This is a genomic window from Enterobacter cloacae complex sp. AR_0002 (genome assembly GCF_001922365.1).
Lineage (GTDB): Bacteria > Pseudomonadota > Gammaproteobacteria > Enterobacterales > Enterobacteriaceae > Enterobacter > Enterobacter hormaechei_C.
In genome coordinates, this window is record NZ_CP018814.1 from 1,369,870 (window position 1) to 1,389,524 (window position 19,655).

Consider the following 19,655-nt stretch of genomic DNA (forward strand, 5'->3'; position numbering starts at 1 on the left):
ATTATGGCATTTTTCTCAATGATGTTCAGACGTAATCTTCTCCGCCTGGAAAAAGGAGAAAAAGCGTTATGCACATTATTTTAATTTTACTGGTGATCGCCGGTGGCATGGGGCTGTCCGTGGAAGCCGGGCTGCTGGGGCCGCTGGGCGCAGAGGTGGGCGACCTGTGGGCGGCGTTCAGCATATTCAGCGTGGGAACGGGGCTGACGTTTCTGCTGATGCTGTTTTTCAGCCCCCGCAACAGTCCCTCATTTTTTGCGCAGCCTTCATGGCACCTGTTAGGCGGCGTGCTCGGCCCGGTTTATGTCATCATTCTCACCATTGCCACGCCTGCGATCGGCATTGCCATGACGATGATCGGCATTCTGGCAGGCCAGGTTTTTAAAAGCCTGATTATTGACCACTATGGCCTGCTGGGTACGCCGCACCGCAGGATCGATACAAAACGCATTATTGCGCTGGGATTTATCATCGCCGCGCTCATTCTCGTGGCGCAGGGGTAACGTTATGACAGTGATTATGATTATTCTGGCGGTGATTGGCGGCGCAACGCTGAGCATTCAGGCTGCCATTAACGGGCAATTAGGCAGCAGCGTGGGGGTATTCAAAAGCGCGTTTCTGACGTTTTCCGTCGGCGCGCTGGTGACCGCCCTGCTGATCTTCTTTTTTGAGCCGAAACAGGCGGTCAGCCTGATGGATGTACCCAAATGGCAGCTTCTGGGCGCCCTCTGCGGCGTGCCCTATATCGTGATTATGGTGCTCGCGGTGCAGCGCATCGGGACCGCTGTTGCCACAGTAGCGGTTATCCTGGGCCAGCTGGCCATGAGCATGCTAATTGATAACTTTGGCTGGCTGAACAATGAAGCCATTCCGTTTTCAGTGAGCCGTTTCGGGGCCGTCGTCTGCCTGAGTATTGCGCTCTTCTTCATCTACTCAAGCAGTAAACCTCAGCCCGAAGAGGATTAACCGCCCTCTTTGCGGGTAAAGAACAGCGTCACCGTGGCGACGGTGACGCCAAATTTCTTCATCTCCGTTTTATTGAACAGACGGGTGCTGTCCTGCAAATACATCCAGTCATCAAAGTGCAGCAGCCAGGTTTTGCCGTCCGCCTTCACGTTCATGCTGTAGCGCCAGTTAAGGGCATTGCCCGCCGCCTGGCCTGTCGCGACACCTTCTATGTCACCCGCCGTGCCTTCATAGCGATTCTGCCCAACGCGGCGGATATGCCAGACGCGCTGCTGCTTTTCGCCGTCATCGTAGACAAAATGCTCGTTCAGGGTCAGCGTATCGCCGATAACATCCCCGGCGATCTCGACTTGAAAACGGCGGATCTGCTTACCGCTGCGATCCTGCACCATCCCCCACGCCTCGGTTTTCCCCTGGAAGTAAGTAAAAATATCAAGCCGTGGCTGCTGCTGACGATACTCTGTCACCTCGGTGCTACATCCGGCCACCAGCATCGTCAGGGCAAGCGCCACTAGCAGGAAACGTTTCATTGTGCTCCTCCAGTTAACTGCTGACGCAGTTCAGGATATTCGGTGCGGGGATCGAGCCATATCGCCAGAAAGCGTGAGCTAAACGCTGCCGTCTGGCGTGGCCCGAGTGGCGTAAATTTTTTCTGCGACGCCGTGGGGCGATACCAGAATTGTCCCTGGCCGTTATTAACCACAAACGCGAGCTGCGTGCCGGGCGTGACGTCGGGCCAGAGCGCTTTTAGCATCCGCAGCCAGGCTTCACTCTGCGGCTCCTGCTGCAAAATGCCCTGCGCCTGCCATTGGTCACGGGTCGCCTCGACCAGGTCGTCACCATCGATGTCCCGGGCATAGGTGATAATCAGCGCATTATCGCCGTCTAATCCTGTATAGCTGCCGTCGGGCGTCAGAAGCTGAGAGGTATAGACGGTAAACGGCCCCCAGGTGAGGGTGGCGTCACCCACCTTGCGCCAGCTCAGCCAGTCTGCCGCCTGCACGGTATAGGTGAAGACGGATAACGCGAGCATCAGTACCAGATTTCTCATTGTTGTCTCCCCATCAACAGGTGGAAAAACAGCATTAGCACCAGCCAGCCGGGGAACATCCAGCTGACGACGATAAAGGTCGGCTCCTGAAACGTAATGGCCCCAAGATGCTCGCCGATCAGGTAGGCTACCGGTCCGCCCAGAGTCGCCAGCACCGTTAGCAACCATCCTGGCAAGGTGGTCGTGCGGGTCAGGTGCGTCCAGACGGTGGCAAACATTAGCCACAGCGCCACCATCCATAGCGGCATCAGGGACGCGCCCGTGAACGCAATCAGCCCCGTCAGCGCCCAGAGGGCGTCCAGCAACGCACCCGACGCCGCCAGCACAAGGGCGTATACCCGGTGTGATGGCGGTAATAACAGCCAGGCAAGCACCGCCAGCGCGATCCAGATGACCAGCCCCTGCTCGCGAAACAGCACCACCAGCGTCCAGTAGAGATCAAAACCGATGGCCAACAGAAATACCTGCCCGTAGCGCTTCATACGCGTTCCGCAGTCAACTGCACCACGCTGATGGTGCGGGCATTAAACCCGGCTTCACAGTAGCCGAGGTAGTACAGCCACATCCGCCGGAAACGGTCATCAAACCCGAGCTTTTCAATCTCCTGCCAGGCGTGAACGAAACGCTGACGCCAGTGCGCCAACGTGCGGGCGTAGTCCGGCCCCATATCGAAGAGGTTACGCACCACAAAATCGGTATGGCGGGTCATCAGTTCATTCATGGCGGTGATGCTGGGCAAAAAGCCGCCGGGGAAGATGTAGCGCTGAATAAAATCGACGCTTTTGCTGTAGTCGCGATAGCGCTGATCCTGAATGGTGATGGCCTGAATCGCCATCCGCCCACCTGGACGCAGACGCGCCTGACAGGTACGGAAAAACGTTGGCAGGTAGCGTTGGCCGACGGCTTCGATCATCTCAACCGAGACCAGTTTGTCGTAAACCCCGGTCAGATCGCGGTAGTCGCAAAGCAGCACCTCAACGCGATCCTGCAACCCTGCCCGGGCGATCCGCGCGGTGGCCCAGTGGTACTGCTCCTGCGACAGCGTGGTGGTGGTCACCCGACAGCCGTAGTGACGGGCGGCGTACTCCGCCATCGCCCCCCAGCCGGTGCCAATCTCCAGCAGATGATCGTTTGCCGTGAGCGCCAGCTGGTCGCACAGCCTGGCCATTTTCGCCTGCTGAGCCGCGTTCAAATCCTGCTCGTCCCCGTTAAACAGCGCGCTGGAGTACAGCAGGTCTTCATCAAGGAAATGGGCGTAGAAGGCGTTGCCCAGATCGTAATGGGCGGCAATATTTTCACGCGCCTGAGCGCGGGAGTTGCGCCGCATCCAGTGCCGTAGCCGCTCCACCGGTTTCCCGAGCAGGCGAAACCCTTTTTCCAGTTGCCCGAGGATTTGGCTATTACGTGCAATCAGCTCCAGCAGCGGCGTCAGGTGGGGCGTCTCCCAGTCGCCATCCATCCACGCTTGTGCCGCGGCGAGGCTGCCCCCGGTTAAAATGCGCCAGTAGACGCCCGGAGCAAGTACCTGCACCTCAGCATGAAGCGCGGCGGAGGCGTCGCCGAACTGGAACGTCTGCGCGCCTTCACGCAGCGTCAGCGAGCCACCGCGCAGACCGTTCAGCAGGCGGAAGAGCAACCATCGCGCGACGCGGACGTTGCGCGGGATATCGGGTTCAAGCGCAAAGACGGGATCGGTCATGAGCGTTCACTCCTGCTGAGGGGATGGTTATGCAGCGGCACGCGCTTCAGCCACAGCCTGAGCGCCTGCCAGTAAATGGCGAAAACGGTTTTGAGGGTCATCAACGGGATCCGCGCCAGCAGCGAACGCAGCGCTGCGCGCGTCAGCGGCGCCCGGCGCAGCGTCAGGGTGGCATCAAACACCTTCGTCTCCTGATGGTTTTCGATATGCATGCGCAGCGTGCTGTCCGGGCTGTTGAAGCGCCAGTGGTAAACCATATCCATCGGATTAAAGGGCGAGACGTGAAACGCTTTCTGCGTCGGCGGGGCGTCCCGCCCCGCTACCGCGTAGTAATGTCGTTCATTCCACGGCGTGTTACGCACTTCGGCGAGAACCCAGCGCAGAGTGTCTTCGCCGTCATAGCAGTAGTAAAAATTGACCGGGTTGAAATGAAAACCGAAATAGCGCAGCTGAGTCAGAAGCATGACCCGCCCCGCCGGACGCTCGCCGGTCAGCTTTTCCAGACGCTCAAGGACGCGCTCTTTGAGCGGCGTGCCCAGCGGGTAGTCCGCATCATAAAATGCCGCGGGCGCAACGCGGTTACGACGCACGCCGACAGAGGGCAGCGCGTCCAGCTCATCGAGATCGAGCCACGCCATAAACACGCTATAGGTAAAATGGTGCGCTTTCGGCGCAAGCCGACGATGGCGCAATGTACCGTGGTAAAGGCAGCTGTTCATCTCAGTTGCCCTCCCCGGCCGCGATAGCGTTTACCACATCCAGCGCACTGCGTACGCCATCTTCGTGGAAGCCGTTGTACCAGTACGCGCCGCAGAACCAGCTCCGCTGGCGACCGTTTATTTCTCCGCGTCGGGCCTGGGCTTGCCAGCTTTGCGGGTTAAAAAGCGGATGCTCATAGACAAAGCGGCGCAGCACAAAGCGTTCCTCCACCGGCGTTTCCGGGTTGAGGGTGACGCAAAACAGCGGGCTACCCGGCGGCAGTCCCTGCAAGATATTCATGTTGTAGGTGACGCAGGCGCTAGCCCGATCCTGCTCGCTGAGGCGGTAGTTCCAGCTCGCCCACGCGCGCTTGCGCACCGGCAGCCAGCGCGGATCGCTGTGAAGCACCACCTCGTTACGCTGCCAGCCGATATCACCCAGCACCTCACGTTCAGCCTGCGTTGGGCTGGCGAGCATCGCCAGCGCCTGAGCAGAGTGACAGGCGAAGATCACCTGATCGAAGGTATGAGTGACGCCTTCCCGCTCAATATCGACGCCACGATCGTGGCGAACAACCTTCTGAACCGGCGCGTTGAGGTGCAGCGTCAGGCGATCGCCAAGCATGTCCATCATCGCGCGGATATACTCCCGGGAGCCGCCTGGCACGACGTACCACTGCGGACGATGGGTAATGTCCAGCAGACCGTGGTTTTCAAAAAAGCGTAAAAAGAGCGGCAGCGGAAAGCGTTTCATCTCCTGTAGCGACGACGACCAGATAGCCGCTCCCATTGGCAGGATGTAGTGGCGCGCAAAAAAGGGCGTAAAGCGGTGCTGGCGCAGGAATGTTTCCAGCGTGGCGGATCCATCGACTTCGCCCCGGAGCGTCTGTTTCGCCAGCCGGTTAAAGCGCACTATCTCCTTCAGTAGCGTCCAGAAGGCAGGGTTCAGCAGATTACGACGCTGGGCGAACAGCGACGTCAGCGTGTGCCCGTTATACTCCAGCCCGCTCTGCGGGTTGTGCACCGAAAAGCTCATCTGCGTTTTTTGCCCGCTGATGCCCAGTTCGCTGAGCAGCCCCATGAAGCGCGGATAGGTGCGGTCGTTGTAGACGATAAAACCGGTATCGATGGCAAAGGTGCCCTGGGGCGTGTCGACATCCACCGTTGCGGTATGGCCGCCCGGGGTGGCCTGCGCCTCAAACACCGTGATCTGATGATGTCCGGCGAGCCGCCAGGCACAGGTTAACCCGGCGATGCCGCTGCCGATAATTGCGATTTTCATGGTCGCACCATCCCGCGCAGCAAAGCGCGCTGAAGTACATCGGGCAGGCCGGAAAGCAGGCGCAGCGCCAGGCTGAACCCGGCGGGAAACGCGATGTGATCCTTCCCTTTTGCCAGACCGCGACGAATGGCGTGGACGGCGTCCCCCACGCTGACCCGGCCCGGCATCGGGAAATCGTTTTTGCGGGTCAGCGGCGTGTCGACAAAACCGGGTGAAACGACCGTGACGGCAATCCCTTTCGGTTCCCAGTCGAGGCGCAGCGTGTCGGCAAACCAGGTTAATGCCGCTTTAGAGGCCCCATAGGCTTCGGCTCGCGGGAAGTGAAGCCAGTGCGCCATCGAACTGACCAGCACCACGCGGTTGCCGGATACCAGCTGCGGCTGCAACGCCGCAAGGCAGTTTACCGGCCCCATGAAATTGGTGGTCATGACCCGCGCCACCAGCTCGGCATCCACCTCGCCGCGGTCGAGATACTCGCAGGTTCCGGCGCAGAGAATCACCGTGTCGGCAGCACAGTCCGCCAGCGCCTGGCGACAGGCGTCCCTGTCTGTCATATCGAACAGGCGCACCGTGATGTTGGGGCTGTGCTGATGCACAGCGGCCAGACGTTGCGCATCGCGCCCGCAGGCAATCACCCGGTAACCATCGTCGGCAAAAGATTTCGCCAGCCCCGCCCCGATGCCCGAGCTTGCGCCGGTGATCAGAACCGTTTTCATGATTTCACTCTCCGCTTCACGCCGCGTACGGCCCAGCCGAGTATCGGGAGATGTTCGTAAATCATCTCTCCGGCATCGTAGTAATCCCGCTGGCGAACAATGCGATCGTCGCGCATGTCTACCACGGAGCAGCCCGGCAGCTGTCGCACTGCACCCCGGGCAATACGCGGGTGCGACCAGTGCATTATCCAGGTGACCACAAAGCGATCGCCCTGCTGCAACGGCGCATCAACGGTAAAGCGACAGTGCTGGACGTTAGCCAGCAAGTGGGTGAAATAGCGCTGGATCGCGAACACCCCGCTATGTTCGCCAAAGGGATCGATAAGCGTGGCATCGGCGCGATAAATCCCCGCCAGCGCCGAAGGTGGCTGGGTATCCAGCGTGGCGTAGTACTCAACGAACCGACTGATGACGGACGGCAACGTGCTCATGGGTCACATCCTGGGTGTAAACAACGTAGCGAAATCGCATAATTTAAACTTACACAATTAACGTTATTTGTCCAAGTTTGCGCAGATATATTTTTTATTCTTATTATTTTTCAAAGACCTGAAATGTTACCTCGCGCAACCATTTTGAGCATAAAGTTGAATTTCGCCGCCAGGCTGCCGTTTTTTTAGGGATAACCTTAAGGCAAAGGTGCCATTTATCTTCCAGACTTATCCTTTTAATTCATAAGGATGTCACGCGATGAAACATTTACTGATGACGCTCTTTTCCAGCCCGGAATCCTTGTTGCAGGTCATGAGTCACCAGGAAATTATCGAAGCCGTAGAGGATGGCGACCGCATCATCATCGATCAGGATGGAAACGCCTCGGTTAACTACAAAAGCCACGAGGTGCGGCAGGACTTTCTGCGCCATGTCAACGCGCTGAAGAGGGCCTGAAATGGGTACGGCAATATTCATGGTATTGATGGTATGCGGCTATTGGTACACCAGCCGCGATCTCTCAACCCGGTTCAAAATTAAGCGTTCATTCGGCTGGGACGTCTATTTCCTTGTGGCGCTGTATGGCTGCATTTTCGTTTTACAGGGCGTGATCGCCACCGGCCTGCTCTGGCTGTTGTTGTTCGCCCTCTCCGCCGCCGACAACACGTTCCATTTCACGTCTGCAAAATATGCCGACTGGCAAATTGATTTTATGAACTGGAGCTTCCTGGGGATTCAGGCCCCGGTGGTGGAAATGCTGACCTTCGCGATCCTGTTCTGTCTCTACCGCTCGAACTGGGCCGGGAGCGCGCGGCTGGACGGCGAAGGCCGAAAAAAGCTCTACAAGCGGCTGGCGCAATCGAGCGGGATTGAACAGCTGCTCTATCAGTGCATGGAGGAAGGTGAACTGGCGCACGTCACGCTGAAATCGCGGCGGATCTATATTGGGATGATCCATACCGCCACGCTGGAGTATGAAAAAACGGCCAATATCGTGCTTATTCCGATGCTGAGCGGCTACCGTGACGGGAAAAACATGCAGCTCTGTATCGAACATAACTACAGCAAATGGTATGCCGAGCATGATATTACGCTCGATTCAGAGCCCAAAAGCGCCATGGATTTTCGCAAAGTGATCATGCTGGATCAGATCGAGAGTATTTCGCTGTTCGATCCGGCAAGCGCCAGCGCGCTGGCAATGCGTGAATAAAAAAATGGCGCCTTATCGCAACAAGGCGCCAGGATTAACCAGGATGAACGCTAAACTTATGGCGTCACAATATTGAACCAGAAGTCAAATGTGTCCATGTAGCTCAGCATCTCTTCCAGCTTCGCCCCGTTTCCGCTCACCTTCACGTCACCCTTATCCATCGCCTGCTTCAGCGTCTCTTTCTTAAGGATGATGTTGTTCAGCGTGGTACGGTCCAGCGTGATGGTTGCGTCAGCATCCTTCGCCTGCGCGTTGGCGGTATGGTTCAGCACGCCGTTTTCCAGCTCCAGCTTGTATTTGCCGCCATCCTTACCGAGATCGACATTGAAGACCGCCTTCGCGTTACCGGCCCGCACCCCGTTGATGTGCACACCCAGGTAGTCGAAGAACATTTCCGGGGTCATCGCCCGCACGGTATCCGGGCTGGCGGTGTTCGGCGTCGGTAGCTTCTTCACGCCATTACGCAGTTCTTGCGCGCCGGTCAGGTAGAAGTTACGCCAGGTGCCCGCTTCCGCCTGGTAACCTAACTGCTCCAGCGCGTCGGCTTCCAGATTACGGGCAGCCTGGTTGTTAGGATCGGCAAAGACCACTTTGCTTACCACCTGAGCAACCCAACGGTAATTACCCTGCTGATAATCCGCTTTGGCTTTCTGCATGATGGCATCAGCGCCGCCCATGTACTGCACGAACTTCTTCGCAGCCAGTTCAGGCGGCAGCTCGTCGAGGGTTGCCGGGTTGCCGTCGAACCAGCCGAGATAAAACACGTAGGTGGCTTTGACGTCGTGGCTAACGGAGCCGTAGTAACCGCGGCTTGCCCACTGTTTTTCCAGCGATTCCGGCAGTTTAAACTCGGCGGCGATCTCGTCGCGGGTCAGCCCCTTGTTTGCCATACGAAGGGTCTGGTCGTTGATGTAGCGGTACATATCGCGCTGGCCTTTCATCAGCTTGACGATATTCTCGTTACCCCAGGTCGGCCAGTGGTGCTGCGCAATAATCACTTCCGCGTCCGCGCCCCAGCGCTCAATGGCGGCGTTAATGTACTTAGACCAGGCCAGCGGGTCGCGGATTTTCGCGCCGCGCAGGGAGTAGGTGTTGTGCAGAGTATGGGTCACGTCCTCTGCGGCCTCGATCATTTTCTTCTCTTTGACATACCACAGCATCTCCGACGGAGCTTCTGAACCCGGCGCCATCATAAAGTCGTAGGTCAAACCGTCGATCACTTCTTCCTGACCGGTATGGGTAATGTAGTCGGTCGGCGGGATGAGGGTGACAGTACCCGCAGAGGTGGTGGTGCCAAGGCCTGCACCCACCTGGCCTTTTGCATTCGGCTTCAGCAGGTTGCCGTACATATAGCTCGCACGGCGGCTCATCGCGTTTCCGGCCATAATGTTTTCGGAAACCGCCTCTTTCATAAAGCCATCCGGCGCGTAGATTTTCACTTTGCCAGACTTGACGTCAGCTTCGTCAACCACGCCGCGCAGGCCGCCATAGTGGTCAACGTGGCTGTGGGTGATCACCACAGCGACGACCGGTTTCTTGCCGCGGTTTGCATAGTAGAGATCCAGCGCTTCTTTCGCCGGTTCAGCGCTTAACAGCGGGTCGATAACGGTAATGCCCTTCTCGCCCTCAATGATGGTCATGTTGGAGAGATCGAGATTACGGATCTGATACACGCCGTCGGTGACCTTAAACAGCCCGCCAATGTTGATCAACTGTGACTGACGCCACAGGCTCGGGTTTACCGTATCCGGGGCTTTCTCACCCTCTTTCACGAAATCATATTTCGCCGGGTTCCAGATAACGTTCCCCTGCTCGCCTTTAATCATGTTTTGTGGCAGCGGGGCGATAAAACCTTTATGGGCGTTCTCAAAGTCGGTTTTATCGGCAAACGGTAATTTGTTATACAGGGCGTTATTTACCTGCCGGGTCGTGGCAGTGGCATCCTGCGGCTGCACTTCCGCAAACGCGGAAAGCGACAGCGACGTCAACACACCGGCAAGCGCCAGATGTTTAGCAATTAGGGTTAATTTCATTGAATGGCCTCATAGATTAATTGCGCCGCCTGGATATTTACTGTTGGCGGATAATTTTAATGCGAACTCATTGACGACCATTCTAAACAGAATACCTTTCCATCATAGTCCCATATGGGACTGGTTATTTATGGGTTCGCAATTCGGGGCCTATTGCTGCTATACTCGCTACCACGGCAAACGTTGCGGGGAGAGGCTTAGCGTGAATTTTCAGGATATCCATACCTATTATCAGCAACTCAATATTGGGCAATTTTTTCCGCACATGCTTTGTAAAGGCGAGGCCTTAACCGTTGCCGCAAATAAAAAACTCACCGTCGAGCCTGGCTATATCTATTTTTGCACTGAAGGGTCGCTGACGATATTAATGCCTGATGATGGCCTTAATATTGGCAATACTATCGAGTATATGCCGATAGGGTTAATGGAAAGGTATTGTCCACTGGCGAAGTATGAATATCGCAGCAGTGCGAAGGTGAAGCTGGTGAGAATATCCTGGGTCGACTTCGACCAGATATTTTTCCAGGGCGGGCCTGAGCGCATGCAGGCGCTGGCCACCATACTGACCTACATGTCCATATTTACCATCGACCTGCACAATGAACGCAGGCAGGTCACCAGCTACCAGACCATCAAACCAATGCTGTACCGCTATCTCTATCGGCAGGAGACCCACACGGGAGAGAATGAGGGCCTGGCGCTGTTTATCATCAAGCGCACTAACCTGTCACGAACGCATGTCTTTCGCGTGCTGGCAGATCTTAAAGCCGGGGGATATATCACCATGAAGCGCGGAAAGCTGGTGTCGATTGACCGGCCCCTGCCGGATGCGTATTGAGCTCATTTTCACGCCTTGATCAACGTGCGGGAGCGAACAGCCTTATTTATCCCGGCCAGCCGACTTAGGCCGTAAATTCTCATCGAAGACCAGCCGTTTGCGTCCTGGCTCTTCTTCACGCAGCGGCTCCACCTGGTGCAGCGTCTGCTTACAACGGTCCACCAGCACCTGATACTCCCGCGTGCCCTGCTTTTTCCACTCTATTTCCTGCGCGCTTAGCTCACGAATCGCTTTCGCCGGACTGCCAAGAATTAAGTGATTCGCAGGCATTTCCGCTTTGGCCTTCACAAACGCCGCCGCCCCAACGATGCTGTTTTCGCCGATCGTCGCCCCGTCCATCACGACCGCATTCATCCCCACCAGCGCATTACGGCGGATAATGCAGCCGTGCAGGATCGCGCTGTGGCCGATATGCCCGTCCTCTTCCACCACCGTGTCCTGCTCCGGAAAACCGTGCATCACGCAGTTATCCTGGATGTTCGCGCCGTCTTTCACCACGATCCGGCCAAAATCACCGCGCAGGCTGGCGTTGGGACCCACGTAAACGCCTTTGCCGAGGATCACGTCGCCAATCAGCACCGCGGTCGGGTGAACATAGCTCTCTTCAGGCACGACCGGCGTCAGACCATCAATTTGATAAACAGGCATACCCTCTCCTTATGTGATATTCAGACCACCAAAACGCTGGTGATAAAGCGTGCCGGGAGCGGGCAGCTCGCCCACGGAGGTTTCCCCCTTCTCACTGACAAACGCCAGGGCTCCCGCCGCCACGCGCTGGTAGATGTTAATGCACAGCTGTCGCGCGCTCTGTCCCGCCCAGTGCGCAGGAAGTAACTCCTCCGGCAACAGCGGATCTTTCAGCACCACGCGACGATAAAAATGAATGAGTAACAGCTGGATCTGGAAGCAGCGTTCCGGGGTCAAAGCCTCAGGCGGCGCTTCTTTCAGCAGCGGCAACAGCGGACGGAACGAGCTGATAAACGTTTCGTACATCGCGTTTTGTTCGGTCAACTGCCAGCACTCTTCCACGCGGGCTCGTAACGCCGCACGTGATAAGGCCAGCGGTGAATGGGCCTCAAAGAAAATGACGTTTTCCGCCACGCCCGCGTCATGCAGCAGAGACTGCACGTCCGCCAGGTTCTGCGACGGCGAGGCCATCAGGCTCGGCGCCAGCGTGCCGAACCCTTGCCAGATGAGCTGTTTTTTCACGTCCGCGAGGGTGGTTTTATCCAGCCCCTCGGAGAGCAGCAGCAGCCATTTACCATCCCACGCCGGCAGTTCCGCACGGTAGATTTTATTTTCCGCGCGGCGGGTCAAACGCAGCCCCTTGTCGCTGAGACGGTAAAAGCTGCGGCGGCCAATGCGGGACACGTCCAGCCAGCCCTCTTTGTTGAGGCGAAACAGCGCGGTGCGCACAAAGCGCTCGCCAAATCCCATCCCTTCCAGCAGGGCCGCCAGGCTGCCGAGCCAGATCTCTCCGCCGCGGTGCGAAAGCGCGTCGCCATACAGTGAGGAGATAAGCGACGTTCCGCTGACGGGAACAGAGCTGACTGCATGCTGGATAAAGGCATCAAGTTTATTCATGTGATTCATTCTGTTGTTATTTTTTTCCTGGATGAATCATAGCATACGAATCTGGGGTGTACCCTCTCCCAAAGGGAGAGGGAACTCAATACACCCTCTCCCTTTGGGAGAGGGCTGGGGTGAGGGGAATTCAACTGTTGGCTGCCACTTTACGCAAATCAAACACCCGGCAGGCTTTACCCTCGGAGCGCGGTATGCTGCCACAGTTAACGATCATCACGTCGGTCGAGATCCCCACCATCGATTTAATCCGATGACGCAGCTGATGGCAGACCTGACAGCGCTGCTCATGGGTCAGCGTTAAGCTGCTCTGTTTCAGCTCGACCTTCACCGAAAGTGAATCAAGATGCCCGCGGCGGTTCACCTCCAGCTGATAGTGTGGCGAAAGATGTTCGAACTTAACGATCTCCTCTTCCAGCTGTGACGGGAAGACGTTCACGCCGCGAATGATGAGCATGTCGTCGCTGCGCCCGCTGATGCGATCCATCCGGCGCATGGTGCGTGCAGTGCCCGGCAGCAGGCGCGTCAGGTCGCGGGTGCGGTAGCGGATCACCGGCAGCGCCTCTTTGGTCAGGGTGGTGAATAGCAGTTCGCCCTGCTCGCCGTCAGCCAGCGGCGTGCCGTCATTCGGGTTGACGATCTCCGGGTAGAAGTGATCTTCCCAGATGGTCGGGCCGTCAGCGGTTTCAAGACACTCCATCGCCACGCCCGGCCCCATCACTTCGGAGAGACCATAGATATCCAGCGCGGTAATGCCCAGCCGTTTTTCAATTTCGCGGCGCATCGCCTGCGTCCACGGCTCGGCGCCAAACACGCCGACGCGCAGGGAACAGGCGCTGGCGTCACTGCCCATCTGACGCTCCAGCTCTTCAATTAAATTCAGGCAGTATGAGGGCGTCACCATGATCATATCCGGCTGAAAATCGCGGATCAGCTGCGCCTGCTTCTCCGTCTGGCCGCCGGACATCGGGATCACCGTCGCACCCAGACGCTCGGCACCGTAGTGCGCCCCCAGCCCGCCGGTGAATAGCCCGTAGCCGTAGGCCACGTGAATTTTATCCTTCGCGCTGCCCCCGGCGGCGCGCAGGGAACGGGCAACTATATTGGCCCAGTTGTCGATATCATTCTGGGTATATCCCACCACGGTCGGCTTTCCGGTGGTGCCCGACGAGGCGTGGATGCGCACCACCTGCTCCATCGGCACCGCAAAGGTATCGAACGGGTAGTTGTCGCGCAGATCCTGCTTGGTGGTGCACGGGAATTTTTGCAGGTCCGCCAGCTCGTTAAAATCGTCAGGGTGAACGCCCGCGGCGTCAAACTTGCGTTTGTACATCGGAACGTTGTTGTAGGCGTGGTTCAGCGTCCACTTCAGGCGCGCGGTCTGCAACGCCTGCAATTCATCAATGGACGCGGTTTCGATCGGATCAAGCTTTGTTGTATTTATCATCGCAGGGTACTCACATTATTGTTCGCTCAAACACGCTCAAGGATCATGGCAATGCCCTGACCCACACCGATGCACATCGTACACAGCGCGTAGCGCCCGCCGCGTCGGTGCAATTCATTGCTCGCGGCCAGCGCCAGTCTGGCACCGCTCATTCCCAGCGGATGACCTAACGCGATCGCCCCGCCATTCGGGTTCACATGCTCCGCGTCATCCGGCAAACCCAGCTGACGCAGCACGCCCAGCGCCTGTGCGGCGAAGGCTTCGTTAAGCTCAATGACGTCCATATCGGTGATACTGAGTCCGGCACGTTCCAGCACCTTACGGGTGGCGGGAATCGGGCCTAATCCCATCAGGCGCGGCTCGACGCCCGCGGTCGCCATGGCCACAATGCGTGTGCGCGGCGTTAACCCCTGGGCAAGCGCCATCGGCTCGCTGGCGATAATCAGCGCCGCCGCCCCGTCGTTCACGCCGGAGGCGTTCCCCGCCGTCACCACACCGTTCTTGCGGAACGGAGCTTTCAGCGCGGCAAGCTGTTCAAGGGTGGTTTCGGCGCGCGGATGCTCGTCCACGCTCACTTCCGTTACGGCACCTTTTTTCCCCGCCAACTGTACCGGGATAATCTCCTGCGCCAGAACGCCATTCTGCTGCGCCCGCGCGGTGCGCTGCTGGCTGCGCAGGGCAAATGCATCCTGATCGGCACGGCTTATATTTAACAATTCCGCTACATTCTCTGCCGTTTCCGGCATGCTGTCAGTTCCGTATTGCTGATGCATGAGCGGATTCACAAATCGCCAGCCGATGGTGGTGTCGAAGATCTCCGCCTGACGCTGAAACGCCGCGGTGGCTTTGCCCATCACGAACGGCGCACGGGACATGGATTCGACGCCACCGGCGATCAGCAGATCGCCATCCCCGGCCTTAATGGCGCGTGCCGCAAAGCCAAGGGCATCCAGACCGGAGCCGCACAGGCGGTTAATGGTGGTACCGGAAACGGTCTGAGGCAGCCCGGCCAGCAGCGACGACATGCGCGCTACGTTGCGGTTATCCTCTCCGGCCTGATTTGCGCAGCCGAAGATCACATCATCTATGCGCTCCAGATCGAGCTGCGGGTAACGCGCCAGCAGCGCACGCAGCGGCACGGCCCCTAAGTCATCGGCACGCACGCTGGATAATCCTCCACCGTAGCGACCGACCGGGGTACGCACACCCTCACAAATAAATGCGTCACGCATCAGGCTTCTCCTGTCACACTGCCGCCGGTGCGGTGCGATTTCCCGCGAAAAAGAGCGACGGTTTTCTGTTGTTGGTTCTGAATTTCAATGTCGTATACGCCGGTCAGTTTGCCCTGATGCTTCACCCACGCGGTAGCGGTCAGCTTATCGCCGGCAAAGCCCGGACGCAGAAAATCGATGGCGCAGCCTGAGGCCACCGCCGCCAGCCCCTGACTGTTGCAGGCGTAGGCAAAGGCGGTATCGGCCAGCGAGAACAGCTGTCCGCCGTGGCAGGTTTTATGCCCGTTGAGCATCTGCGGGGTGATGGTCATGGTCACCACCGCGTAGCCCTCGCCCATGTCGAGAATGTCCATCCCCATCGCCTGCGCGCAGGCGTCCCGTTCGTACATCGCACGGGCGTTATGCCAGGCGTTATGACTCATAGCTACTCTCCAGAAGCGCACGCTGGCGCAGCAGTGAACAGGGGCGATAGCGTTCCTCGCCGTAGTGACGTTGCAGGTTCTCCAGCAGCGTTAACAGACGCTGCCAGCCAAGGCGCTCGCCCCAGGCGATGGGCCCGCAGGGATAGTTGACCCCTAAGCGCATGGCGGTATCGATGTCTTGCTCGCTGGCGACCCCTTTTTGCAGGGCGTCCAGCGCTTCGTTGGCAATCATCGCTACCGTGCGCCAGACCAGCAGACCGGGGTAATCCGCAATCTGGACCACCCGTTTCTGCTGGTGCTGCAACCAGTAAATGGCTTTCTGCGTGGCGGCGTGCGGGTTGCCGGGTGCGGCGGCTATCACGGCCACATCCCGCTCGATGCGGTCGACCACCACCACCGGGCAGCCATGGCGCAGCGCCAGCGACTGCGCGGTTTCACCCTGCGTTTCGATCAGCAACAGATCGTCAATTTCCGTGACACCGTCACTTCTTCGCTGTACGCGCATGGGGTTGAAGCTATCGCTGACCGGGGCGAGCCATCTGACGGCGGGTTTGTCCTCCAGCCAGCGGTAAACGCCCTGCCCGCTTTTCTTACCCAGACGCCCCGCCAGCACCAGCTCCTGCTGCACCAGCGACGGCAGAAAACGACGCTCCTGCCAGAAGGCATTAAACACGGAGCAGGTCACGGCAAAGTTGACATCCTGACCAATCATGTCCGTCAGCTCAAGCGGCCCCATCGGGAAGCCTCCGCCGTCTCGCAGGGCGGCGTCAATCACCTCGGGCGTTGCCACCTGCTCTTCCAGCGCGCGCCAGGCTTCCGAGTAGAACGGGCGCGCCACGCGGTTGACGATAAACCCCGGCGTGGACTGGCAGCGTACCGGCTGCTTTCCCCAGCTCAGCGCCAGCTCGCACAGCGCATCGGCCACTTCTGGTGAGGTCGCCAGCCCGCTGACCACCTCCACCAGCTTCATCACCGGGGCAGGATTGAAGAAGTGCAGCCCGGCGACGCGTTCAGGGTGGTTTATCTCCGCCGCAATCGCGGTAACGGAAATGGACGAGGTATTGCTGGCGAGCAGCGTCTGCGGCGGGCAAACCTCTGCCAGCTGGGTAAACAGCGCCTTTTTCACTTCAAGCCGCTCGGAGGCCGCCTCGATCACCAGATCGGCTTTCGCCAGAGCACTGATATTCGTCACCGGCGTCAGGCGGGCGAGGATCTGCTCCCCGGCGTCGGCAGAGAGTTTTCCACGCGCAACGCGTGAGGACAGCCGCTGGCGAATGCCGTCGACGGCGCGGGAAATCGCCGCTGCGTCAATGTCGTACACCAGAACCGGATGACCGTGGCTGGCTGCCACTTCGGCAATCCCGGCGCCCATGGTGCCGCTGCCAATGACGGCGACCGTATGGATATTCACCATATTATTTCCCCGTAAAGTTCGGCGCGCGTTTTGCCAGGAACGCGCTGACGCCTTCCCGGTAGTCGTCGCTGCGTCCGGCCAGGCGTTGATAGTCGCGCTCCAGATCAAGCTGGGCGTCGAGGGTGTTGGTTTCGGCGGCGTTGATCGCCTGCTTGATCAAGCCCAGGCCAAAGGTCGGCTGCGAGGCAAAATGCAGCGCCATCTGCTGTGCGGTGGCGGAGAGCTGCTCGTCGTCCACCACCTGCCAGATCATTCCCCAGGCCTGTGCCTGCTCAGCGCTGAGCTTATCGCCCAGCAATGCCAGCCCCATGGCGCGGGCGCGTCCGGCCACGCGCGGCAGCAGCCAGGTGCCGCCGCAGTCCGGGACGAGGCCGAGCTTGCTGAAGGCCATCACAAAACTGGCGGAGCGCGCCGCAATCACCATGTCGCAGCCGAGGGCCAGCGTCGCCCCCGCGCCCGCCGCCACGCCGTTAACCGCGCAAATCACCGGCTTCGGCAGTTTTGCCAGGCGGCGCACCAGCGGGTTGTAAAAAGTCTCAACGGACATGCCCAGATCGGGCGCCGGGCCGTTCGGGTCGACGTTACGGTCGTTGAGATCCTGCCCGGCGCAGAAACCGCGTCCTGCCCCGGTGATCAGCAGGCAGCGGATGGCGTCATCGCGCTCGGCCTGCTTCAGGCATTCGGAAAGCTGCTGGTGCATGACGTCGTTAAAGCTGTTCAGGCGCTCCGGGCGGTTCAGCGTAATGGTCATTACGCCCTGCTCAACATGGCTCAGAATAGATTCCACAATTAGCGTCCTTTAAAGTCTGGGGTGCGTTTTTGTAAAAAGGCGTTGATCCCTTCCCGGCGATCGTCGGTGGCCGCGAGCAGCGCAAACAGCTGACGCTCCTGCGCCAGCCCGGCCTGAAGCGGGACTTCCTGCGACTGGCGAAGCGCCTGCTTCGCCGCCTGTAGCGCCAGCGGCGAATGGCGCGCCATCAGCGCTGCCTGCTTCAGGGCGTACTCCAGCGTCAGCGAGGCCGGATAGACGTCGCTGACCAGCCCGGCGCTGTGCGCCTGCACCGCCGTGATGCTTTCGCCCGTCAGCACCATTTTGCTGGCCAGCGATTTGCCTACGCTGCGGATCAGCCGCTGGGTGCCGCCTGCGCCCGGCATGATCCCGAGGGTGATTTCCGGCAGGCCAAAACGGGCGTTATCGCCAGCAATCACGACATCGCAGAGCAGCGCCAGCTCACAGCCTGCCCCCAGCGCGAAGCCGTTTACGGCGGCAATCAGCGGTTTGGTGAAGGCGTTGATCCGCGCCCACAGCTGCGGACGGATATCGTTCAGGGTGGCGGGCAGGTCTTTCTCCGCCATTTCGTTGAGATCGGCCCCGGCGGCAAAGCAGCGTTCGTTGCCGTACATCACGCAGACGGCGATCTCAGCATCCGCGGCGGCGGCCTCAAGCTGCTCCGCGATTTGCAGGAGCAGCGCATTGTTGAGCGCGTTGCGCGCCGCCGGACGGTTAAGCGTTAGCTGCAACACGCGGCCATGACGGGTAACAATCAGTTCGCTCATGCCATCCCCTTCGCATCAAAATCGACGATAACGTCGGCGGTTAACGGCAGCGCCTGACAGCTCAGCACATAGCCTGCGGCCAGCTCGTCCGGCTCCAGGCTGTAGTTGGTCGCCATATCGACTTTCCCACGCAGCACTTTGCATTTGCAGGTGGCGCATACGCCGCCCTTGCAGGCGTAAGGCAGATCCGCCCCCTGACGCAGGGCCGCGTCAAGAATGCTTTCGTCGTCCGCCGTCAGGGTGATCTCCCTGTCGCGCCCGTCCTGACGGACGGTGACCTTCTGGCCATCGGCCTGCACGCTGGCTGTCCGTTTAACGGCGGTACCCGGCGTGTTAAAGCGCTCAAGATGGATCGCTTTTTCCGGCATACCCAGCGCTTGCAGCGCCGCTTCGGCCTCATCCATCATCGCCGACGGGCCGCAGATGAAGGCTTCATCGTACTGACGGAAATTCACCAGCGTTTTTGCCAGCGCCTGGAGCTTTTCCCCGTCAATGCGGCCATGGAGCAGATCGCTGTCGAGCGTCTCCTGGCTGAAGATGGCGATCAGCTGCAAACGCTGCGGGTATTTATCTTTCAGGTCCGCCAGCGCCCGGCGGAACATCATGCTCTGGCTGCTGCGGTTGCCGTAAATCAGGGTGAAGTGGCTGTGGGCTTCAGTGGCCAGCGTAGCGGACATAATCGCCAGCATCGGGGTGATCCCGGACCCGGCGGCAATCGCCAGATAATGGCCTTCGCGTTCGGCCTGCGGCTGGTAGCCAAAATGCCCCTGGGGCACCATCACCTCCAGCGCCATGCCCGGTTTGATCTCGTCCCGGGCATAGCGGGAAAAACGTCCGCCCTCGATGGCTTTGACCGCCACGCTGATCTCACCGCACGCGGTGCTCCGGCAGATGGAGTAGCAGCGGCGCAGTTCATCCCCGCCAGGGCTGGCTTTCAGGGTCAGATGCTGACCGGGACGGAAGCGGTACGCCTCCTGTAACGCCTGCGGCACCGCGAAGGTAATGGTCACCGCGTCGCGGGTTTCGGGTTCCACTTTTGCCACTGTTAATGAATGAAACGTTGTCATGGCAGCC

23 protein-coding genes are annotated in these 19,655 nt (G+C 59.0%); 5 read left to right on the forward strand and 18 right to left on the reverse strand.

Annotation, left to right across the window (positions count from 1 at the left end; genetic code table 11):
• The first annotated feature begins 68 nt into the window (after positions 1–68).
• Both AM329_RS06690 and AM329_RS06695 read left to right on the forward strand, forming a co-directional pair.
• The gene (locus tag AM329_RS06690; RefSeq protein ID WP_003857304.1) at positions 69–503 is read left to right on the forward strand and encodes a DMT family transporter; all 435 of its coding nucleotides are present in this window, start codon (positions 69–71) and stop codon (positions 501–503) included.
• A 4-nt stretch (positions 504–507) separates the two neighbouring features.
• Positions 508–966, forward strand: coding sequence for a DMT family transporter (locus tag AM329_RS06695; RefSeq protein WP_003857305.1), 459 nt, complete (start codon positions 508–510; stop codon positions 964–966).
• Here AM329_RS06695 and AM329_RS06700 read toward each other — a convergent pair.
• From AM329_RS06700 to AM329_RS06735, 8 genes are read right to left on the reverse strand one after another with little or no spacing between them, the layout of a single operon-like run.
• The gene (locus AM329_RS06700) at positions 963–1,496 is read right to left on the reverse strand and encodes a DUF3833 domain-containing protein (RefSeq protein ID WP_032609140.1); all 534 of its coding nucleotides are present in this window, start codon (positions 1,494–1,496) and stop codon (positions 963–965) included. The genes AM329_RS06695 and AM329_RS06700 overlap by 4 nt on opposite strands.
• On the reverse strand, positions 1,493–2,017 hold the full coding sequence (locus AM329_RS06705) for a hypothetical protein (RefSeq protein ID WP_032609139.1): 525 nt from the start codon (positions 2,015–2,017) through the stop codon (positions 1,493–1,495). The genes AM329_RS06700 and AM329_RS06705 overlap by 4 nt, the downstream gene beginning before the upstream one ends.
• Complete coding sequence (locus AM329_RS06710; RefSeq protein WP_003857308.1) at positions 2,014–2,499, reverse strand: DUF2878 domain-containing protein; 486 nt, start codon at positions 2,497–2,499, stop codon at positions 2,014–2,016. Before AM329_RS06710 ends, AM329_RS06705 begins: the two co-directional genes overlap by 4 nt.
• Positions 2,496–3,716, reverse strand: a complete 1,221-nt coding sequence (locus AM329_RS06715) for a cyclopropane-fatty-acyl-phospholipid synthase family protein (protein ID WP_003857310.1) — start codon at positions 3,714–3,716, stop codon at positions 2,496–2,498. Before AM329_RS06715 ends, AM329_RS06710 begins: the two co-directional genes overlap by 4 nt.
• Positions 3,713–4,435: a DUF1365 domain-containing protein gene (locus tag AM329_RS06720; RefSeq protein ID WP_032609137.1), complete on the reverse strand. Its 723-nt coding sequence runs from the start codon at positions 4,433–4,435 to the stop codon at positions 3,713–3,715. The genes AM329_RS06715 and AM329_RS06720 overlap by 4 nt, the downstream gene beginning before the upstream one ends.
• A gap of 1 nt (position 4,436) precedes the next feature.
• Positions 4,437–5,696: an NAD(P)/FAD-dependent oxidoreductase gene (locus tag AM329_RS06725; RefSeq protein WP_032609135.1), complete on the reverse strand. Its 1,260-nt coding sequence runs from the start codon at positions 5,694–5,696 to the stop codon at positions 4,437–4,439.
• The gene (locus AM329_RS06730) at positions 5,693–6,412 is read right to left on the reverse strand and encodes an SDR family NAD(P)-dependent oxidoreductase (protein WP_032609134.1); all 720 of its coding nucleotides are present in this window, start codon (positions 6,410–6,412) and stop codon (positions 5,693–5,695) included. The genes AM329_RS06725 and AM329_RS06730 overlap by 4 nt, the downstream gene beginning before the upstream one ends.
• Positions 6,409–6,843 (reverse strand): nuclear transport factor 2 family protein, encoded by a 435-nt coding sequence (locus AM329_RS06735; RefSeq protein WP_032609132.1) that lies wholly within the window; start codon positions 6,841–6,843, stop codon positions 6,409–6,411. The genes AM329_RS06730 and AM329_RS06735 overlap by 4 nt, the downstream gene beginning before the upstream one ends.
• A 259-nt stretch (positions 6,844–7,102) precedes the next feature.
• Between AM329_RS06735 and AM329_RS06740 the strand changes: the two genes are divergently transcribed.
• Positions 7,103–7,300, forward strand: a complete 198-nt coding sequence (locus tag AM329_RS06740; protein WP_003857318.1) for a hypothetical protein — start codon at positions 7,103–7,105, stop codon at positions 7,298–7,300.
• Position 7,301: 1 nt separating this feature from the next.
• On the forward strand, positions 7,302–8,054 hold the full coding sequence (locus AM329_RS06745; protein WP_039264646.1) for a hypothetical protein: 753 nt from the start codon (positions 7,302–7,304) through the stop codon (positions 8,052–8,054).
• Between the two features lie 56 nt (positions 8,055–8,110).
• On the opposite strand, the gene AM329_RS06750 is transcribed toward AM329_RS06745, so the two are convergent.
• The gene (locus tag AM329_RS06750; protein WP_032609131.1) at positions 8,111–10,087 is read right to left on the reverse strand and encodes an alkyl/aryl-sulfatase; all 1,977 of its coding nucleotides are present in this window, start codon (positions 10,085–10,087) and stop codon (positions 8,111–8,113) included.
• A 202-nt stretch (positions 10,088–10,289) separates the two neighbouring features.
• Between AM329_RS06750 and AM329_RS06755 the strand changes: the two genes are divergently transcribed.
• Entirely contained in the window at positions 10,290–10,925 is a 636-nt protein-coding gene (locus AM329_RS06755; RefSeq protein WP_003857323.1) for a helix-turn-helix domain-containing protein, read from the forward strand.
• A 42-nt stretch (positions 10,926–10,967) separates the two neighbouring features.
• Here AM329_RS06755 and paaY read toward each other — a convergent pair whose 3' ends face one another.
• The 9 genes from paaY to paaE form a co-directional block, all read right to left on the reverse strand.
• Positions 10,968–11,573 (reverse strand): phenylacetic acid degradation protein PaaY, encoded by a 606-nt coding sequence (gene paaY, locus AM329_RS06760; RefSeq protein ID WP_006810541.1) that lies wholly within the window; start codon positions 11,571–11,573, stop codon positions 10,968–10,970.
• Positions 11,574–11,582: 9 nt separating this feature from the next.
• A complete protein-coding gene (paaX, locus tag AM329_RS06765; RefSeq protein WP_032609129.1) occupies positions 11,583–12,518 on the reverse strand; it encodes a phenylacetic acid degradation operon negative regulatory protein PaaX in 936 nt (311 codons plus the stop codon).
• Between the two features lie 121 nt (positions 12,519–12,639).
• Positions 12,640–13,956, reverse strand: coding sequence for a phenylacetate--CoA ligase PaaK (paaK, locus tag AM329_RS06770; RefSeq protein ID WP_032609128.1), 1,317 nt, complete (start codon positions 13,954–13,956; stop codon positions 12,640–12,642).
• A gap of 26 nt (positions 13,957–13,982) precedes the next feature.
• Positions 13,983–15,188 carry a 3-oxoadipyl-CoA thiolase gene (gene pcaF / locus AM329_RS06775; RefSeq protein WP_032609127.1) on the reverse strand — a complete coding sequence of 402 codons (1,206 nt, stop codon included), beginning with the start codon at positions 15,186–15,188 and terminating at the stop codon, positions 13,983–13,985.
• Positions 15,188–15,610: a hydroxyphenylacetyl-CoA thioesterase PaaI gene (gene paaI, locus AM329_RS06780; RefSeq protein ID WP_032609125.1), complete on the reverse strand. Its 423-nt coding sequence runs from the start codon at positions 15,608–15,610 to the stop codon at positions 15,188–15,190. Before paaI ends, pcaF begins: the two co-directional genes overlap by 1 nt.
• Positions 15,600–17,024: a 3-hydroxyacyl-CoA dehydrogenase PaaH gene (paaH, locus tag AM329_RS06785; RefSeq protein ID WP_032609124.1), complete on the reverse strand. Its 1,425-nt coding sequence runs from the start codon at positions 17,022–17,024 to the stop codon at positions 15,600–15,602. Before paaH ends, paaI begins: the two co-directional genes overlap by 11 nt.
• A gap of 1 nt (position 17,025) precedes the next feature.
• Positions 17,026–17,814, reverse strand: coding sequence for a 2-(1,2-epoxy-1,2-dihydrophenyl)acetyl-CoA isomerase PaaG (gene paaG / locus AM329_RS06790; protein ID WP_026080707.1), 789 nt, complete (start codon positions 17,812–17,814; stop codon positions 17,026–17,028).
• Positions 17,814–18,581: a 2,3-dehydroadipyl-CoA hydratase PaaF gene (gene paaF / locus AM329_RS06795; RefSeq protein WP_003857343.1), complete on the reverse strand. Its 768-nt coding sequence runs from the start codon at positions 18,579–18,581 to the stop codon at positions 17,814–17,816. The genes paaG and paaF overlap by 1 nt, the downstream gene beginning before the upstream one ends.
• Positions 18,578–19,648 carry a 1,2-phenylacetyl-CoA epoxidase subunit PaaE gene (paaE, locus tag AM329_RS06800; protein ID WP_003857345.1) on the reverse strand — a complete coding sequence of 357 codons (1,071 nt, stop codon included), beginning with the start codon at positions 19,646–19,648 and terminating at the stop codon, positions 18,578–18,580. Before paaE ends, paaF begins: the two co-directional genes overlap by 4 nt.
• Positions 19,649–19,655: the final 7 nt, after the last annotated feature.

Bases quoted from the DNA above. Each gene is read 5' to 3' on its own strand.
- paaE (WP_003857345.1), bottom strand. From the start codon at position 19,648: ATGACAACGTTTCATTCATTAACAGTGGCAAAAGTGGAACCCGAAACC.
- paaF (WP_003857343.1), bottom strand. From the start codon at position 18,581: ATGAGCGAACTGATTGTTACCCGTCATGGCCGCGTGTTGCAGCTAACG.
- AM329_RS06700 (WP_032609140.1), bottom strand. From the start codon at position 1,496: ATGAAACGTTTCCTGCTAGTGGCGCTTGCCCTGACGATGCTGGTGGCC.
- AM329_RS06725 (WP_032609135.1), bottom strand. From the start codon at position 5,696: ATGAAAATCGCAATTATCGGCAGCGGCATCGCCGGGTTAACCTGTGCC.
- pcaF (WP_032609127.1), bottom strand. From the start codon at position 15,188: ATGCGTGACGCATTTATTTGTGAGGGTGTGCGTACCCCGGTCGGTCGC.
- AM329_RS06730 (WP_032609134.1), bottom strand. From the start codon at position 6,412: ATGAAAACGGTTCTGATCACCGGCGCAAGCTCGGGCATCGGGGCGGGG.
- AM329_RS06690 (WP_003857304.1), top strand. From the start codon at position 69: ATGCACATTATTTTAATTTTACTGGTGATCGCCGGTGGCATGGGGCTG.
- AM329_RS06750 (WP_032609131.1), bottom strand. From the start codon at position 10,087: ATGAAATTAACCCTAATTGCTAAACATCTGGCGCTTGCCGGTGTGTTG.
- paaH (WP_032609124.1), bottom strand. From the start codon at position 17,024: ATGGTGAATATCCATACGGTCGCCGTCATTGGCAGCGGCACCATGGGC.
- AM329_RS06695 (WP_003857305.1), top strand. From the start codon at position 508: ATGACAGTGATTATGATTATTCTGGCGGTGATTGGCGGCGCAACGCTG.
- AM329_RS06740 (WP_003857318.1), top strand. From the start codon at position 7,103: ATGAAACATTTACTGATGACGCTCTTTTCCAGCCCGGAATCCTTGTTG.
- AM329_RS06715 (WP_003857310.1), bottom strand. From the start codon at position 3,716: ATGACCGATCCCGTCTTTGCGCTTGAACCCGATATCCCGCGCAACGTC.
- AM329_RS06710 (WP_003857308.1), bottom strand. From the start codon at position 2,499: ATGAAGCGCTACGGGCAGGTATTTCTGTTGGCCATCGGTTTTGATCTC.
- AM329_RS06705 (WP_032609139.1), bottom strand. From the start codon at position 2,017: ATGAGAAATCTGGTACTGATGCTCGCGTTATCCGTCTTCACCTATACC.
- paaY (WP_006810541.1), bottom strand. From the start codon at position 11,573: ATGCCTGTTTATCAAATTGATGGTCTGACGCCGGTCGTGCCTGAAGAG.
- paaI (WP_032609125.1), bottom strand. From the start codon at position 15,610: ATGAGTCATAACGCCTGGCATAACGCCCGTGCGATGTACGAACGGGAC.
- AM329_RS06745 (WP_039264646.1), top strand. From the start codon at position 7,302: ATGGGTACGGCAATATTCATGGTATTGATGGTATGCGGCTATTGGTAC.
- AM329_RS06735 (WP_032609132.1), bottom strand. From the start codon at position 6,843: ATGAGCACGTTGCCGTCCGTCATCAGTCGGTTCGTTGAGTACTACGCC.
- paaX (WP_032609129.1), bottom strand. From the start codon at position 12,518: ATGAATCACATGAATAAACTTGATGCCTTTATCCAGCATGCAGTCAGC.
- AM329_RS06720 (WP_032609137.1), bottom strand. From the start codon at position 4,435: ATGAACAGCTGCCTTTACCACGGTACATTGCGCCATCGTCGGCTTGCG.
- paaK (WP_032609128.1), bottom strand. From the start codon at position 13,956: ATGATAAATACAACAAAGCTTGATCCGATCGAAACCGCGTCCATTGAT.